The 17,188-nt window shown below is 74.5% G+C and carries 8 protein-coding genes; all 8 read right to left on the bottom strand.

The annotated features are described in order from the left end of the window. Positions 1-231 precede the first annotated feature (231 nt). Entirely contained in the window at positions 232-3,534 is a 3,303-nt protein-coding gene (locus tag QCD66_RS28720; protein ID WP_407566864.1) for an amino acid adenylation domain-containing protein, read from the bottom strand. Beyond that, the gene (locus QCD66_RS28715; protein WP_375736755.1) at positions 3,531-4,277 is read right to left on the bottom strand and encodes a DUF6875 domain-containing protein; all 747 of its coding nucleotides are present in this window, start codon (positions 4,275-4,277) and stop codon (positions 3,531-3,533) included. Before QCD66_RS28715 ends, QCD66_RS28720 begins: the two co-directional genes overlap by 4 nt. 5 nt (positions 4,278-4,282) lie before the next feature. Then, positions 4,283-5,662, bottom strand: a complete 1,380-nt coding sequence (locus QCD66_RS28710; RefSeq protein ID WP_375736754.1) for an FAD-dependent oxidoreductase — start codon at positions 5,660-5,662, stop codon at positions 4,283-4,285. After that, a complete protein-coding gene (locus QCD66_RS28705; RefSeq protein WP_375736753.1) occupies positions 5,659-8,949 on the bottom strand; it encodes an amino acid adenylation domain-containing protein in 3,291 nt (1,096 codons plus the stop codon). Before QCD66_RS28705 ends, QCD66_RS28710 begins: the two co-directional genes overlap by 4 nt. After that, positions 8,946-14,966: an amino acid adenylation domain-containing protein gene (locus QCD66_RS28700; protein ID WP_407566863.1), complete on the bottom strand. Its 6,021-nt coding sequence runs from the start codon at positions 14,964-14,966 to the stop codon at positions 8,946-8,948. Before QCD66_RS28700 ends, QCD66_RS28705 begins: the two co-directional genes overlap by 4 nt. Positions 14,967-15,655: 689 nt before the next feature. Then, entirely contained in the window at positions 15,656-15,865 is a 210-nt protein-coding gene (locus tag QCD66_RS28695) for an MbtH family NRPS accessory protein (RefSeq protein WP_357536062.1), read from the bottom strand. 247 nt (positions 15,866-16,112) lie between these two features. Beyond that, a complete protein-coding gene (locus QCD66_RS28690; protein WP_364207911.1) occupies positions 16,113-16,352 on the bottom strand; it encodes a CPCC family cysteine-rich protein in 240 nt (79 codons plus the stop codon). Between the two features lie 48 nt (positions 16,353-16,400). Then, positions 16,401-17,186, bottom strand: coding sequence for an S-adenosyl-l-methionine hydroxide adenosyltransferase family protein (locus QCD66_RS28685; RefSeq protein ID WP_375737187.1), 786 nt, complete (start codon positions 17,184-17,186; stop codon positions 16,401-16,403). Positions 17,187-17,188 lie beyond the last annotated feature (2 nt).

The raw sequence follows: 17,188 nt of genomic DNA, 5'->3' as shown, positions 1-17,188 counted from the left end.
GCTCCCGGATCAGCCGCTCCCGATCGACGTCGGTCACGCCCCCACCTCGCTCCGCTCGGCGGTGGCGTGACTTCCACTGAGCCTGCCGATTCCCTCGCTGCGCTCGGTCATGCCGTCACCTCGCTCCGCTCGGCGGTGGCGTGACTTCCACTGAGCCTGCCGATTCCCTCGCTGCGCTCGGTCATGCCGTCACCTCGCCGGGACCGGACATGCCTACCTCGCTGACCCCGGTCACGACTGCTCGCCCAGCAGCGCGCGCAACTCCTCGGTGGACAGCCCGGCCACCTCCTGCCGCAGGGCGGCGATCGTGTCGACGTGCCCGGCGGCCGGCTCGCGGTCGCGCAGCGCCCCGGCCATGGTGGCCACCGTCGGAGCCTCGAACAGCACCCGGATCGGCACCTCCATCTCGAACGTCGCGCCGATCCGGCTCAGCGCCTGCGCCCCCAACAGCGAGTGCCCGCCGAGCCGGAAGAAGTCGTCGAACGCCCCGACCCCGTCGACCCGCAGCACCTCCTGCCAGATCTCGGCGAGGACCCGCTCGACCGGGTCGCGCGGCGGCACCCGCTCCGCCTCCGGGTCACCCCACCGCGGCTCGGGAAGCGCGTTGCGGTCGACCTTGCCGTTGGCGTTGAGCGGCAGCGCGGTCAGCGGCATCAGGGTAGCCGGGATCATATACTCCGGCAGCCGTCCGGCCAGGGTGGGCCGGACCGCCGTCCACAGTGCCTCCGGGTCGGTGCCCGGCGCCGGTACGGCGTACCCGACCAGCCGGGCGTCGCCGCCCTCGCCGGCCCAGGTGCCGACCACCGCGTCGGCGACCAGTTCGTGCTCGCGCAGCGCGGCCTCGATCTCGCCCAGCTCGATCCGGAACCCGCGCACCTTGACCTGGTGGTCGATGCGGCCGAGGAACTCCAGCCGCCCGTCGGACCGCTGCCGCGCCAGGTCGCCGGTGGCGTAGATCCGGGCACCGGGCTGGTCGGAGAACGGGTCCGGCCGGAACCGCTCCGCGGTCAGGCCGGCCCGGCCGTGGTAGCCGCGCACCACACCGGCGCCGCCGATGTGCACCTCGCCGACGACCCCGACCGGCACCGGTTGGAGGGCCTCGTCCAGGACGTACAGCCGGGTGTTGGCGATCGGGGCGCCGAGGTCGATGGCGGCGTCCGGCGCGACCGGGGTCGCCGCCGACCAGACCGTGGTCTCGGTGGGGCCGTAGCAGTTCCACAAGGTGGCGCCGTCGGTCGTCAGGGCGGCGGCCAGGTCCGGCGGCAGTGCCTCGCCGCCGCACAGCCGCAGCCGCAGCCCTTCGGGCACCCCGCCGGTGGCCAGCAACAGCCGCCACGTCGCCGGGGTCGCCTGCATCGCGGTGACGCCGGCGTCGACCAGCCGGCGGCGCAGCGCCGGGCCGTCACCGACCTCGTCGGTGCCGACGACGAGCAGCGGGACGCCACGCACCAGCGGGACCAGCAGCTCGAGGACCGAGATGTCGAACGACAGCGTGGTCACCGCCGCGAACACGTCATCCGGCCCGAGATCCAGGTCGTCGTGGAACGACGCGACCAGGTTGACCACGGCCCGGTGCGGCACCGCCACACCCTTCGGCCGGCCGGTCGAGCCCGACGTGTAGATCAGGTAGGCGAGCCCCTCCGGGTGGACCGCGACGCCCGGCGGACCGGCCGGGACGTCGCCGCCCGCGCCGTCGTCGAGCCGCAGGACCGTGGGTACGTCGTCGAGCGCCCCGTCGAGCCGGTTCGCGACCGCGTTCTGGGTCACCACCACCCGGGCGCCGGAGTCGGACAGCATGTAGCGCAGCCGGTCGGCGGGCAGGCTCGGGTCCAGCGGCAGGTAGCCGGCGCCGGCCTTCCAGACCCCCAGCACCGCGGCGACCATGTCGACGCCCCGGTCCAGGCACAACCCGACCGGCGTGCCCGGCTCGACCCCGGCCGCGACGAGCCGGTGCGCGATCAGGTCCGACCGCCGCGCCAGCCCGTCCGGGTCGACGGCGCCGTCCGGGCCGGTCAGCGCCGGCGGGGTGCCGGGCGCTGCCGGCTCGTCGTCGAGCAGGTCGAGGATCGAGTCGACCGGCGGCAGGCCGCGCTCGGTGTCGTTCCACTCCACCACCGCCCGCCAGCGCTCCACCCCGGTCAGCAGCGGGATCCGGTTCAGCGGTCGGTCCGGCTCGGCCGTTCCGGCGTCGAGCAGCGCGGTCAGGTGCCGGCCGAGCCGGGCCACCGTCTCGGCGTCGAACAGGTCGGTGTCGTACTCGAACGCCAGCCGCAGCGCACCCGACGGCATCGTCTCGCCGACCAGCGAGATGTCGAACTTGGCGCTGCCGCTGTCGACCTCCAGCGAGTTCGCCGAGGCCGAGCCGAAGACCAGTTCGTCGTTCGGCGCGTTCTGCAGGATCATCTGCGCCTGGAAGACCGGCGAGTGACCGAGACTGCGCTCCGGCTGCAACTCCTCGACCAGCTTCTCGAACGGCACGTCGGCGTTGCCGAGGCCGCCGAGCGTCACCTCGCGAACCCGGCCCGCCAGTTCCCGCAGCGACGGCGAACCGGCGGTCGACACCCGCAGGGCGACGGTGTTGACGAAGAACCCGATCAGCCCCTCCAGGTCCGGGTGGTTACGGCCGGCGACCGGGGTACCCACCACGATGTCGTCCTGGCCGCTGTGCCGCGACAGCACCGCCTGGAAGGCGGCCAGCAGGGTCATGAACATCGTGACGCCGGTCGCCTGGTTGAACGTCTCGATCCGCTGCTTCAGCGTGTTCGGCAGGGTGAAGTAGTGCAGCGCGCCCCGGTAGGACCGGACCGCCGGCCGGGGCCGGTCGGTGGGCAGCGACAGCAGCGCCGGCGCCCCACGCAGGTGGTCGACCCAGTAGTCGAGCTGTTCCCGCAGGGTGTCGCCGGCGAGCTTGTCGCGCTGCCAGACGGCGAAGTCGGCGTACTGGGTCGGCAGCTCCGGCAGCTTCGGCTTCTCGCCGGCCAGGATCGCCGCGTACGCCGTGCTCAGCTCCCGGAACAGCACGCCCAGCGACCAGGCGTCGCAGATGATGTGGTGCAGGTTCAGCGCGAGGTAGTGCTCCTCCTCGCCGACCCGGATCAGCTGGGCCCGGAACAGCGGCCCGGCGGCCAGGTCGAACGGCGCGGCCGCGTCGGCCCACGCCAGCCGGACCGCCTCCGCCGCCCGGTCGGCCTCCGGATGCCCCGCCAGGTCGACGACCGGCAGGTCGAACTCCACCGCCGGCCGGACCACCTGCACCGGCTCGCCACCGGCCTCGGTAAACGTGGTGCGCAGGGCGCCGTGCCGCCCGACCACCACGTTCAGGGCGGCCCGCAGTGCGCCCGGGTCGAGCGGGCCGGCCACCTTGAACGCGACCGGGATGTTGTAGACCGGGTCGCCGGGCTGGAACCGGTCGAGGAACCACAGCCGCTGCTGCCCGAACGACACCGGGTAGCTGCGTGGCGCCTTCGCCCGCTCGGTCAGCATCCGCGCGAGCAGCGCCCGCTTGCCGCCCTGTGCCGGAACGTCCGCCGTCATGACACCTTCTCGATTCGCTCGCTCATTGACATCCGTCGCAGCGGGGCCGGCTCGGTACGCGGTTCGGGCACCGTCAGGCCGAACCGGCCGGCCGCCGCCGCGACCTGCTCACGCAACCCGACCGACCCCGCGTGCGCGAAGTGCCGCAGGTACGCGGCCAGCGTCACCGGGTTGTCGGCGAGGAACGGGAAGTCGTTGGCCACCATGTGGCGTACGGCCAGCAGCGGCAGCGGGCTGTTCAACGGCAGGAAGTCCGGGTTCCACAGCCCGCCTTTGGCCGGCGGCCCGTCGTGGAACTCGCCGATCATCAGCCCCTGCTCGGTGTACGCCGGCTTGAGCCGCTCCTGCGCCGCGTCGATGATCGGCCGGGCGGTCTCGTTCGCCAGGTCGGGCAGGGTCACCAGGATCGTCTTGAACTGGGCGGCCGGGCCGGAGACCGGGTCGAGCCGCCGGAACCAGTCCCGGTAGCCGGCGAGCAGTTCGTCGAGTTCGACCAGGTCGACGGTGCTGCCCCGGTAGACGGCCAGGTAGAAGATGCCGCGGTCCAGCGACCCCTGGGCGTACGGGCACACCGGCCCCTTGCGGCCGAGGTCCGGATGCGGTTCGCAGAGGTATTCGCGCGCCCACCGGATCACCCCGCGCAGCCGGTCGGCGATGCCGTCGATGCGCGGGTGCAGCGGTTCGGCGACCAGGTCGGCCGCCTCGAACAGGGCCAGTCCGGGCCGGTCGGGATGGGTCAGCACCGCGCTCACCTGCCCCGGGAACGACGCCGCAGCGCCGCTCCGATCGTCGTGACCGCGCCGAGCGCGGCGAGGGCACCGGCGGCCGCGGCGGCACCGCGCAGGATCCGGTCCTGCCGCTTCGCCCGGGCCAGCGCGTCGGCGTACGGCGTCGTGGTGTGGGCGACCATCGTGTAGAGCGGGGTCCACCGGTCCGGCAGCAGGCGGGACAGCAGCCGGTCGGCGACCGCGTGCGCGGTGTAGGCGGGCTTGTGGACCCGGTCGCGCAGGTCGACGAAGTTGGCGATCGACAGGTCGGCGAGCACGTCGGTGTGCGGCTTGCGGGCCGCCTCGAACGCGGCCAGGGCCGCCGCCCGGTCGGGGTGCCGGGCCAGGCAGCCGTCCAGGACGAGGCAGTCCTCGAACGCCGAGTTCATGCCCTGCCCGTAGAACGGGACGACGGCGTGCGCCGCGTCACCGATCAGCACCACCCGGTCGCCGTGCCGCCACGGTGCGGTCCGTACGGTCACCAGGTGGCCGACCGGGTGCCCGGCGATCTCCTCGACCAGGTTCGGCATCAGCTCCTCGGCGTCGGCGAAGTTGGCCCGGAAGAAGCCGAGGACCGCCTCCGGGGTGTCCAGCGTCGCGAAGCTGACCGGGCCCTCGTGCGGCATGAACAGCGAGCAGGTCAGCGAACCGTCCACATTGGGGTGGGCGACCATCATGGCGGAGTCGCCCGGCCACACGTGCAGCGCCTCGAGGCGTACCCGGGGGTTGCCGTCGTCGCCGACCGGGATCGTCAGCTCCTTGTAGCCCCACTCCAGGAACTCCTGCGAGTAGTCGGCCCGCAGGCCCCGCTGCAGGTGCTGGCGGACCACCGAGTGGATGCCGTCCGCGCCGACGACCAGGTCGGCGCTCACCTCGACCGGGTCGCCGCCGGCCTCGGGCAGCACCTCGACGGTCGCCGTGTCGCGGTCCAGCCGGGTGAGCCGCCAGCCGAAGTGGAACCGGACCCCGGCGCTCGTCTCCGCCGCGTCGACCAGCAGCGCGATCAGCTCGTCGCGCAGCACCGAGTGCAGGATCTCGTGCTCGCGGACCCCGTACGGCTGGAACCGCACCGCGCCGTCCGGCGAGTGCACGACCCGGCCGCGCATCGGCACGCTGCGCTTGAGTACGTCGGTGAGCAGCCCCACCTCGTCCAGCGCCCGCATGCCCCGGGCGGAGAGCCCGAGGTTGATCGACCGGCCGCCGAGCCCGGCCGGCGCGGTACGGGGGTCGGGCCGGCGCTCGTAGACGTCGACCTGGTATCCGCGCCGGGCGAGGTAGACCGCGGCGAGCGAGCCGGACAGGCCCGCACCGATGACGACTACCCGTTCCTGGCGACTGAACGGGTTCTGCCCGTCCGTCATTTGCCCTCCTCGGCGATCAGGGTGTCCAGCAGCTCGTCGATCTCCCGGTCGGAGAGGTCGTCGAGCGATGCGAGCAGGTCCTCCGGGGCCCGGCTGGCCGATCCGATGTGGTCGGTGACCGGTTCGGGCCGGCCCGGCCCGCCGGCGGTGTCGAGCAGTGGCGCCAGCCCGGCGATCGTCGGTGCCGCGAACAGGCTGCGCAGCGGCAGCTCGACACCGAACGCGGTCCGGATCCGGGCGATCAGCCGGGTTCCGGTCAGCGAGTGCCCGCCGAGGGCGAAGAAGTTGTCGTGCACCCCGACCTCGGTCAGGCCGAGCACCTCGCGCCACAGTTCGGCGAGCTTCTCCTCGACCGGGTTGGACGCCCCGGCCGGCCCGTCGGCGGTCGTCTCCCGCCAGGACGGCTCCGGCAGCGCCCGGCGGTCGATCTTGCCGCTGCCGGTGCGCGGCAGCGCGTCGAGCACGACCAGGGTCGCCGGCACCATGTAGTCCGGCAGCCGGCCGGCCAGCGCGGCCCGCACGTCCGGCCACAGCGCGGCGCTGTCGGTGCCGGGGGCGGTGGTGAGGACGTACGCGGCCAGCCGGACGTCGTCGGCGTCGCCGCGCCAGGTCGTCACGACCGCCTCGGCGACGGCCGGGTGGTCGCGCAGCACCGCCTCGATCTCGCCGAGTTCGATCCGGAACCCGCGCACCTTGACCTGGTGGTCACCCCGGCCGAGGTATTCCAGCCGCCCGCCCGGCCCCCAGCGGGCCAGGTCGCCGGTGGCGTAGAGGCGGCCGCCCGGCCGTGGCCCGAACGGGTCGGGGCGGAACCGGTCGGCGGTCAGCGCGGGCCGCCGGTGGTAGCCGCGCGCCACCCCGAGCCCTCCGATGTGGACCTCGCCGACGGTGCCCTCCGGCACCGGCTGGCCGGCCTCGTCGAGCAGGTAGATCCGGGTGTTGGCGGTCGGCCGGCCGAGGTCGACCGGGCCGTCGGCACCGACCGCGCCGGCCGTCGAGTAGATCGTGGTCTCCGACGGGCCGTACCCGTTGATCAGGGTGGCGCCGTCGGCGCGCAGGGCGTCGGCGAGGTCGCGCGGCAGCGCCTCGCCGCCGCTGATCCGCAGCCGCACCCCGGCCGGCACGCCCCCGGCGGTGACCAGCATCCGCCAGGTGGCCGGCGTACCCTGCGCGGCGGTGATCCCGCGGGCGGCGAGCGCGTCGCGCAGCGCCGCCGCGTCCAGCGCGGTCGCCGCGTCGACCAGCTCGATCCGGGCGCCGGCCAGCAGCGGCAGGACGAGTTCGACCACCGAGATGTCGAACGCCGGGGTGGTGATCGCCGCGACCCGGTCGGCGGCGGTGAGGCAGAGCAGCCGGTCGAAGCCGGCCAGCAGGTTGACCACCGACCCCTGGGTGACGGCGACGCCCTTCGGGGTGCCGGTCGAGCCGGACGTGTAGAGCAGGTAGGCCAGGCTGTCGCGGTGCCCGGCCACGGCCGGCGGGGTGCCGGGCAGCCCGGCCAGGTCGGCGGTGTCCAGCCGCAGCACGACCGGCACCGGGTCACCGGCACCGGCGACCGCCTCGGCGGCCCGTTCGGCGGTGGACGCGTCGGTCAGCAGCACCGGCGGCGCGGCCTCGCGCAGCATCGTCGCCAGCCGCGCCGCCGGCAGCGCCGGGTCGAGCGGCAGGTAGCCGCCGCCGGCCCGCCACACACCGAGGATCGCCGCGACCAGGTCGGTGCCGCGCCGCAGCGACAACCCGACCGGTACGTCCGGTCCGACCCCGTGCGCCCGCAGCAGGTGCGCGATCCGGTTGGCGCGCTCGGCGAGCTGCCGGTGGGTCAGGGTGCCGTCGGGGCCGGCGACCGCCACGGCGTCCGGGTCGGTCGCCGGGTGCCGGTCGAGCAGTTCCGGTACCGAGGCGACGTCGGGCAACGCCAGGTCGCTGTCGTTCCAGCCGTGCAGGATCCGCTCGCGTTCGGCGTCGGCCAGCAGCGGCAGCGCGCCGACCGGCGAGCCGGGCCGCTCCAGCGCGGCCCCGAGCAGGGTCAGGTACTGGCCGGCGACCCGGTCGATCCGGGCCTCGTCGTAGAGGTCGGTCCGGTAGGCGATCCGGACGGTGAGCCCCTCGGGCCGTACGTCGACGGTCAGCGTCAGGTCGAACTTGACGGTCCCGTTGTGCCACTGCTGCGGCGCGATCCGCAGGCCGGCCGAGGACACCACCGGCGGCGGCTCGTCGACCGCGAACATCACCTGCACCGCCGGGGCGTACGCCAGGCTGCGCTCGGGCGACAACCGGTCCACGATCCGGTCGAACGGCACGTCCTGCCGGGTCTGCGCGGCGGTGGCGCTCGCCCGCGCCGCATCGAGTACGTCGGCGAAGCTCGTCGCGCCGTCGAACCGGGCCCGCAGCGCCAGGGTGTTGGCGAAGAAGCCGACGACGTCGCGGGTCTCCGGCCGGGTACGCCCCGCCACCGGCACCGCCACCAGCAGGTCGTCCTGGCCGGTCAGCCGGTGCAGCAGGCTCTGGAACCCGGCCAGCAGCACGGCGAACAGGGTGCTGTCGGCGCGCTCGCGCAGCCGCCCGGCGAGCGCCGCCGGCACCGGGTAGGACAGCTCCCGTCCGTGCGCGGTCTGCTCGGCCGGGCGGGGCCGGTCGGCGGGCAGGTCGAGCAGGGTCGGCGCGCCGGCCAGCGCCCCGTGCCAGAAGTCCAGGTCGGCGTCGAACGCGCCACGCTCGGACTGTTCGCGCTGCCAGACGGCGAAATCGCCGTACTGCACCGGCGGCGGGGGCAGGTCCGGCACGCCGCCACCGACGGCCGCCCGGTAGCCGGCGGCCAACTCGCCGAACAGGATGCCGAACGACCAGCCGTCGGCGACCGAGTGGTGGATGACCACGGTCAGCACGTGGTCGTCCGGGCCACGCCGGATCAGCCCGAACCGGGTCAGCGGGCCGGCCGCCAGGTCGAACGGCTCACGGCCGGCGGCGTCGACCAGTTCGCGTACCGGGTCCGCCGCACCGTCCGGGCCGGCGGTGGCGGCGTCGACCACGGTCAGCTCGACCGGCCACGGCGGGCCGACCACCTGGGCCGGCTCGCCGTCGACGGCGGTGAAACGGGTACGCAGCGCCTCGTGCCGGTCGACCAGCCAGCCCAGCGCCGACGACAGCGCCGCCACGTCGAGCGGGCCGGTCAGATCGACCGCCCAGGCGATGTTGTACGTGGCGGTGCCCGGCTCCATCTGGTCGATGACCCACAGTCGACGCTGGGTGTACGACGAGGGCAGGACGAACGTCTCGGCGGCGCTCATGCGGGCGGCCTCTCCCCGGGGTGACCGGATGGTGCGGCGGTGGTGGTCGGTGCGGCGGGCGTACGGGTGTCGACCGCGACCAGGCGCAGCTCGGCGGTCCGGCGCCGGCCCTCGGCGTCGGTCAGCCAGGACTGCTCCGGGCCGGGCAGCATCTCGCTCAGCCGCAGGGTCGCGGTGTCGCCCGCCCCGTCGACGGTCCGGCGGACCGCCCGGCAGAAGACGTCGACCGAGGCGAGGCTGGCGAGGTCGAGGTGGAACGGCTTCTTCTCCACCGGGGTCTTGACGAACACGTGCCGGGGCAGCCCGACGCGGGCCTGCCAGCGGCGGATCGCGCGGAACCGCTCGCCCTCGTCGGCGACCCGGGCGAAGTCGAGGTCGGCGGCGGTGAACCGCCAGCTCTCCCGGGCCAGCACCACCCGGTCGACGGTGACCCGGGGCTGGTGGTCGGCCGGGCGCAGGATGTCGAACCGCTGGATCATCTGGAGCATCAGCGGCTCACCGATCACCTCGGTCAGCGGCAGGCGGTAGCGGCCGTCGCGGCTGCGTACGGTCAGCACCCCGTCGACCGGCTCCAGCACGCAGTCGGCGACCGCCACGGCGGTGGCCGGGTCGAGGCCGCCGCTGTCGTGCCCGAAGACCAGCCGGACGTCCCGACCGATGATCAGCTTGTCGGTGATCCGGGCCGGCGCGCCGCCCTCCTCGCCGGTGGCGGCCAGCACCAGCCGCTGGTCGGGCAGGTCGGCGGCCATCGCCGCGCGCAACTGCTCCGGGTCGGGATGCTGGGCCACGAACAGCGCCGAGCGCAGCGTGTTGACGCCCGGGTGCACCTCGCCGACCACCCAGCGGAAGTCACCCCGGGCGATCGCGTCCGGACCGTCGGCGGCCAGCATCACGTCCGGGCTGTGCTGGTAGGCGCCCATCCAGCCGGGGCGCGGCGCGGCGAACTCGGCCATCGCCCGGTCGTGGATCTCGGCGCTGGTGATGGTGATCCGGTGGTCGACCGCCGCCGGCAGGATCCGCGCCCAGCGGTCCTGCAGCGCCCGGGTGACCGGGGCGATCAGCTTCTCCGGCAGGTCGAAGAGCAGGTCGTTGGCCCACAGCCAGAAGTCGCCGAACGGGACCGACGTCGAACCGGTCCGCTTCACCAGCTCCTGGTAGCGCTCGGTGCAGGCCCGCCGGAACAGGGCCGCCCCGGCGAACGTGAACCACCGGGCGCTCTCCAGCAGCAGGCTCAGCGTCGGCCACAGCGTGCCGGCCAGCTCGGGGGAGAGGCTGACCTGCGTACCGGACCGGCAGTCCTCGTAGACCAGCGTGCGGCCGGCGTAGACCTTGCCGGCCCGCCGGGTCGCGGCGCTGCCGGTCAAAGTGGTGAACCGCTCCTCGAGGTCGGCCAGCGCGGCGCCGAGGGCCTCCGGGTCACCGGCCGCGCCGGCGACCGCGTCGCGGGCGGCGATCAGGTCGTCGAGGTCGGCCAGCGCGGGCTCGCGCAGCGCCGGGTCGGGGACCGCCGCGAGCCGGGCGCGTACCACCCGTTCGGCGAAGAGGTCCTCCTTGGGCACCTCCAGCGACCAGGTGATCCGTTTGGTGTCGCGCAGCTCGCCCAGCAGCCGGTAGACCTGCTCCGGGCCGGTCAGCCCCGGGGTTCCGGCGGCCAGCAGCGCGGTGGCGATCTCGTGGGCCGTACGGCTGCCGTCGCAGGCGAGCAGCAGCTCGGCCACACCCGGCGGCAGCGGCGTGGGCGGCGTCAGGGGCATGGCGAACTGCCCGTCGACCACGGTCAGGTAGGGCAGCCGGCGGGGGATCAGCCAGGGGCCGAGCCGGGGTTCGCGGGCGACCAGCGCCGCCGCGGCCTCGGCCACCGCCCAGTTCTCGAAGTAGACCGTACGCTTCGCCAGCGGCGCGGCGCCGTGCCGGACACGTACCGGTTCATCCTGCTCGTCGACGCGGGCCCAGCCGACCGGACCGAAGAAGCCGATCGTGTCGTTCTTGACGCAGTAGCGCTGGAGGTAGGTGGCGACCAGCGCCTCGTGCTGCCGGTGCTTGGAGCCGGTGCCGCCGTCGGCGGTGCGGACCGCGTCGATCCCGGTCCGCAGCGCGTGCCGGTTCTGCCAGGTCACCGCCTCCCGGAAGAGCGGGTCGGCGGCGGCGGCGCGCAGCGCCTCGGAGCGGCCGGCGGCGGCCCGCCGGTGGGCGGCGTCGAACCGGTCGCGGGCGGCGTCGAGCCCGGCGTACGCGGCCACCACCGTCGTGTGGGCGCGGACCAGGGCACCGCCGTCGACCTCCTCGGCGCCGTCGGGCAGCGGATCGGGTGCGGCGTCGCGCCGGCCCTGCCGGATCGCCCGGTTCCAGCGGGCGCGCTCGTCGGCCGGCGCGGCGGCGCGGACCCGGCGCAGCCGGTCGGCGAGGTCGCGGCGGGCGGTGTCGAGGTGGTCCTCGGCGGCGAGCACCGCGTCGGCGGCGGCGACCAGGTCGACGTCGCCGAGCGCGGTGAGCAGGTCGAGCGGGAAGCCGGCGGCGCGCAGCCCGACCCACCGCCACATCGCCCACGGTCCGGGGGTCGGCTTGACCAGGTGGCCGGGGACGCCGTCGGGTGCCGGGGACCCGGGGCCGGTCCGCCGCGCCGCCGTGGCGGTCGGGCCCGGTACGGCGGTGGCCGCGGCGGGCGCGGTCGGGGCGGGTCCGGCGGTGGCCGGGACGGTCGGGGTGGGCGCGGCGGTCGGGATGGGCCCGGCGGCGGCCGGGGCGGTCGCGGTCGGCGCGGCGGTGGCCGCGGCCGGGACGGGCATCCGGTAGCGGTCGCGGTCGCGCCGGACCACGCCCTCGACCGGGGCGGCCGGCCGGGCCAGGTGCTCGTCGATCGCGGTAGACAGGGCGGCCAGGCTCGGCCGCTCGTAGACCACCCGGACCGGCACCTCGACGCCGAACCGGTCGGCGATGGCGAAGGTCAGCCGGGTGGCCAGCAGCGAGTTGCCGCCGAGGGCGAAGAAGTCGTCGTCGGCGCTTCCCGGCGCGGTGCCCAGCAGTTGCGCCCAGGTGGCGGCCAGCCCGGCCTGGGTCGGGTCGGTGGGCGGCGTCGCGCAGTCCGGGCGGTCGGCGGCCGGTGCCGCCGGCGCGGGCAGCGCCCTCCTGTCGATCTTGCCGTTGCGGTTGAGTGGCAGGGCACTCAGCACCACGTGGGCGGCCGGCCGCAGCGGCCCGGGCAGCCGGTCGGCGGTGTGCCGGGCGAGGTCGTCCGGGGTGGGGGCGGCGGCGCCGGGGCGCGGGGTGACGTACGCGAGCAGCCGGCGCTGCTCGCCGGTGCCGTCGACGACGACCGCGGCGTCACCGACGCCCGGGTGGTCGCGCAGTACGGCGGCGACCTCGCCCGGCTCGACCCGGAACCCGCGGATCTTGACCTGCTCGTCGGCCCGGCCGAGGAAGTCCAGCGTGCCGTCCGGCCGCCAGCGCACCCGGTCGCCGGTGCGGTACATCCGCGAGCCGGGGCGCGGGTCGAACGGGTCGGGCAGGAACACCGCGGCGGTGGCCGCGGCCTGGCCGACGTAGCCGCGGGCCAGCCCGTCACCGCCGGTGTAGAGGTCGCCGGGCATCCCGACCGGCACCGGGCGGAGCTGGTCGTCGAGCACGTAGACGGTGGTCCGGGGCACCGGCCGGCCGATCGGCACCGGGTCGGGCACCGCCGCCGGGTCGGTCAGCACGTGGGTGCAGGTGAACGTGGTGTTCTCGGTGGGGCCGTACCCGTTGACCAGCGGTGCCCCGCCGCGGACCCGCAGGGCGCGGCGGACCGCGCTGGCGGCGAGCACGTCGCCGCCGGCCAGCAGCTGGCCGACCCCGGCGAGGGACTCCGGGTCGAACTCCACGACCTGGTGGAACAGGCCGGCGGTCAGCCACAGCACGCTGATCTTCTCGCCGCGCAGCAGCTTGGCCAGGTCGGTGACGCCGAACGGGCCGGGCGGGGCGACCACCAGCCGGGCGCCGTTGCCCAGCGCACCCCAGATCTCCAGGGTGGCCGCGTCGAACGCGACCGGGGCCAGGTGCAGCACCGTCTCCTCGGGACCGAGCCGCAGGTAGCCCGGCTCGTGGACGAGGCGGACCACGGCGGCGTGCGGTACGGCGACGCCCTTCGGCCGCCCGGTCGAGCCGGAGGTGTGGCTGATGTACGCCAGGTTCGTCGGCCGGGGCCGGGTGGCCGGCGCGGTGGCCGGCTGGTCGGCCAGGGCCGGGGCGAGTTCGTCGAGGCGCAGCACCCGGTCGGCGCCGGGTACCGGGCCGGCGGCCAGCACCGGCGGCTGGCCGCTGCCGGCGAGCAACCGGCCGGTCCGGGCCGGCGGGTCGTCGGGGTCCAGCGGGAGATAGGCGCCGCCGGCCTTGAGGACGGCGAGCAGGGCCACGATCAGGTCGAGCGACCGGGGCAGGGCGACCGCGACCGGCTCGTCGACGCGTACGCCGTAGGCGCGCAGCAGGTGGGCGAGCCGGTTGGCCCGCTCGTCCAGCTCCCGGTAGGTCAGTTCGCCGTCGGGCGCGCTGACCGCCACGGCGTCGGGGCGCCGGCCGGCCTGCGCGGCGACGAGATCGGGGACGGTGGCGGCGACCGGGTGGTCGGCGTCGTGGGTGTCCGAGGTGGACGGCGCGGGCAGGCCGGCCCAGGCGCCGGTCAGCAGCGCGCGGTCGGTGGCGTCCTGGAGCGGCAGGTCGGCGACCGGGCGGTCGAGCCCGGCCGCGAACCCGACGAGGATGGTGTGGAACTGCCGCAGCATCGCGTCGGCGGCGCCGTCGGTGAGCCGGCGCCGGTCGTGGTAGAGCAGGACCCGTACGGTCGGCTCGCCGAAGACGCAGACCGTGATCGGCGGGGCGGGTCGCCGGTGCACCCGCGCCGACCGGTCGCCCCAGTCGGGGATGGTCCGGCGCAGCGCCGCCTGCAGGTCGCGGTGCTCGTACATGAGCAGGTTGTCGAAGAGCGGGGTGTTGGCGGGCAGCCCGGTCCAGCGCTGGATCTGCGGCAGCGGGGCGACCTGGTGCGGGCGTACGGCGTCGATCTGCCGCCGTACGTCGGCCAGCCACTCGCGGACCGTGCGGTCCGGGGCGACCCGGATCAGCAGCGGCACCGTGTTGATCAGCAGGCCCATCATCAGCTCGGCGCCGTCGACCGTGCCCCGGCGGCAGGTGCGGGTGCCGCCGAAGACCACGTCGTCGCTGCCGCTGTAGCGGTGCAGCAGCACCGCCCAGGCGGCGTTGACCAGGGTGCTCAGCGGCACCCCGGCCGCCGCGCCGGCCTCGTTGAGCGCGGCCGTCTCGGCGGCGGTCAGGGTCAGCGTCGTCTCGCGGGACGGGTCGGGCCGGGCCGACGGGCCGACCGGCGCGTTGGCCAGCGGCAGCGCGGTCGGCAGGGGTACGCCGGCCAGCCGGCCGGTCCAGAACTCCCGGTCGGCGTCGGTGGCGCGGGTGCCGGCCCAGGTGGCGAAGTCGCGGAAGGCGGGCCGGGTCGGGGCCTCGTACGCCTGCCCGGTGGTCGTCGCGTCGTATTCGGCGACGACCTCGTCGAGCAGCATGTGCAGCGAGCGGCCGTCGAGGATCGCGTGGTGGAAGGTGACGACGATGCTGTGCCGGCCCGGGCCGTGCGTGATCAGCGCGAGCCTGGCCAGCGGTGCGGTGGCGAGGTCGACCCCGGCGGCGCGGTCGTCGGCGAGGAACGCCGCCAGCCGCTCGTCGGCGCCGTCGGGGGCGTGGCCGGTCCAGTCGAGTGCGGCGACCGGCAGCGTCACCCGAGGCAGCACCTCCTGCACCGGCTCGCCGTCGTCGGGCCAGGTGAACGCGGTGCGCAGGACGGGGTGGCGATCTACGGCGTGCTGCCACGCGGTCCGCATCGCCGCGCCGTCCAGCGGCAGCGGCCAGTCGACGACCACCTGGATGATGTCGATGCCGGACCGGGGTTCGTAACTGTGCGCGAATAACATGCCGGGCTGGAGCGTGACGGTGTTGTACCGATCGTCGACGACGGTGTCGAGGGGCGTGCTTCGCACAGTTTGGATCCCTATCTGATGACTGCTTGCCGAACACCCCGTTGAACCGGCGCGGAAGATTGTTAAATCTTGCGGCCGGGCTGCGGCATTGCCGAACGATTGATAGGCCCACGGCGGGCCTGACAAGAAATTACGAGAACCATTCACCTGTGTCAACCACTGTTCTAGCGGGTGACATTGGTTCCGTCGATGTTGTGATGTGTTGCTGAAATGTGGACATCTGCCGATGTGGCGAGAACTGAGCTAAGAGTCAGGAAATTCACTTAGGTGCCTGAGGTATCCCGCTTTGTGCGTTTGACCGTTTGTCCTGTCCTGCGTCGGCCATTCGGCGGCGATGCGGCGGCCGTACGGTTCCCGACGGGAGGGCTGACCGGTCAACCCGGCTGTCCTGATCTTGTCGGCTAGGGGTGGGATGTCCGATCTTGCTGTTACACCTGGTGAACGAGCTGAGACAGAGGGGCCCCGGCCCGCGGGTCCGGCGAGGGGTGGCGGACCCGCGGGGTTGGCGCGACGGCTTTGCGCGCATGGACTACGGTTACGGGAACTGCATTTTGGGGGCAGATTGCGGTTCAACCGGTCACCGGTGCGACGAAACGTCGGTCGAGGTGGCCGGTCGACGGTTGTCCGGCTCCGGAAAGGAGCGGACGGACGGTTGTGTCGCGGTCGATCCGAGCTGGTGGGCGCCGCGTTCAGATGTTGCTCGCGGCCCATTCTCGAAGGCTGCGCGGACGCAGGTCGGTCCAGACCTCTTCGATGTGGGCAAGGCAGGCAGCGCGGTCGCCGCTGAATCCGGTGGTGCGCCAGCCGGCCGGGATCTCGGATCCGTCGGCCCAGATCGAGTACTGCTCCTCGTCATTGACGACCACGTGGTAAAGGCGGCGGTCTTCGAGTTCTTCCATCATGTCTCCGGGATTCTTCGCTGAAACGGTGAAGCGATATCCGAGACTGTACATCGACGAATTCGCGATTGTCTGTACCCGACGGACGGTCGCCCGGATCGGCGTGCCCCGGGCTGTCGGGCGACCACCGTCGACCTGCCACGCGACCGCCGGCCCCCGCCTGCCGCAGGGCGGCGGGCGAGGGCCGGGCAAACCTCGGGGGCGGGGTGGAGAAGCGGCCGGTGCGCCCGCGGGCGCACCGGGCCGGTCACGGGTACTCGTCGATCCGGGGCGGCCGGACGGTCTCCCGGTAGCGCTCGTGGCTCGCGCCGTAGATGGCGAAGTTGAGCCGGGCGTGGGCGAGGCTCAGATCGCCGTTGGGGCCGCCGCGGACCACGTCGGCATCATGGTCACCCTGGCCGTCGTCGGTCCAGAAACACACCGGACAGGTCAGGCAGCCGGTCCGGTAGCTGCAACATGGACACTTGGTGATCGGAGTCGTATCCACCTCACAAGCCTTTCACAGTAAGCGATCGGGCGCGCAGCGCACCTCCGGTCAGTGCACCGTCACCAGTCGTACGACGTGGCCGGGGCGGACCGCGAGCACCGCCGCCGCCCGCCCGCCGTTGACCGCCACCGCGGCCCGGCCGGCGGAGTCGACGTAGACCACCAGGCCACCCGGGTGGGTGTCGCCGAACGTCCCGCCCCGGACGGCCCGGATGCCGCCGACCCGCAGTCGCGACCCCAGGGCGTCGAGTGCCGCACCGGACGCGGCCAGCTGCACGTTGCCGTACCGGTCGACGGTCAGCACCTGCGACTCCAGCCAGCCCTCGCCGGCCGACACCGCCGGCTCCGGCAGCCGTACCAGGCCGGCCGGGTCGAGGGCCGGACCGGCGTCGGCCAGGGACGCCCCGGTGGCGAGCCGGGCGGCGACCGGCGCGAAGACGTCCCGGCCGTGGAAGGTCCGCGACGCGCCCACGAACCAGTCCGAGTTGGACAGCTCGACCGCGGCGGTCGGCCCGCCGAGCGCGTCGGCGGCCCACGGCAGCAGGCCGTTGTCCGGCCCGACCAGCAGCCCGCCCGGGGTCTGTACGGCCACCGGTCGCCGCGCCGTGCCGACGCCCGGGTCGACGACCGCCACGTGCACCGCCGGCGGCAGGAACGGCACGGTCTGGGCGAGCACCACGGCGCCTCGGGTGATGTCACCCGGATCGACGAGATGGGTGACGTCGATCACCCGTACGGCCGGCGCCAGGCCGGCGATCACCCCGTGGCAGGCGGCGACGAATCCGTCGGACAGTCCAAAGTCGGTAGTGAGGCTGATCACGGGGTAGTCGACCATGA

The organism is Polymorphospora sp. A560 (assembly GCF_045781765.1).
GTDB lineage: Bacteria > Actinomycetota > Actinomycetes > Mycobacteriales > Micromonosporaceae > Polymorphospora > Polymorphospora lycopeni.
This window is presented reverse-complemented; position numbering and strand designations above follow the sequence as displayed.

What these genes read in the sequence shown, in the direction of transcription:
- QCD66_RS28710 (WP_375736754.1), bottom strand. Translation starts at nt 5,662, where the DNA reads ATGACGGACGGGCAGAACCCGTTCAGTCGCCAGGAACGGGTAGTCGTC.
- QCD66_RS28705 (WP_375736753.1), bottom strand. Translation starts at nt 8,949, where the DNA reads ATGAGCGCCGCCGAGACGTTCGTCCTGCCCTCGTCGTACACCCAGCGT.
- QCD66_RS28695 (WP_357536062.1), bottom strand. Translation starts at nt 15,865, where the DNA reads ATGGAAGAACTCGAAGACCGCCGCCTTTACCACGTGGTCGTCAATGAC.
- QCD66_RS28720 (WP_407566864.1), bottom strand. Translation starts at nt 3,534, where the DNA reads ATGACGGCGGACGTTCCGGCACAGGGCGGCAAGCGGGCGCTGCTCGCG.
- QCD66_RS28685 (WP_375737187.1), bottom strand. Translation starts at nt 17,186, where the DNA reads ATGGTCGACTACCCCGTGATCAGCCTCACTACCGACTTTGGACTGTCC.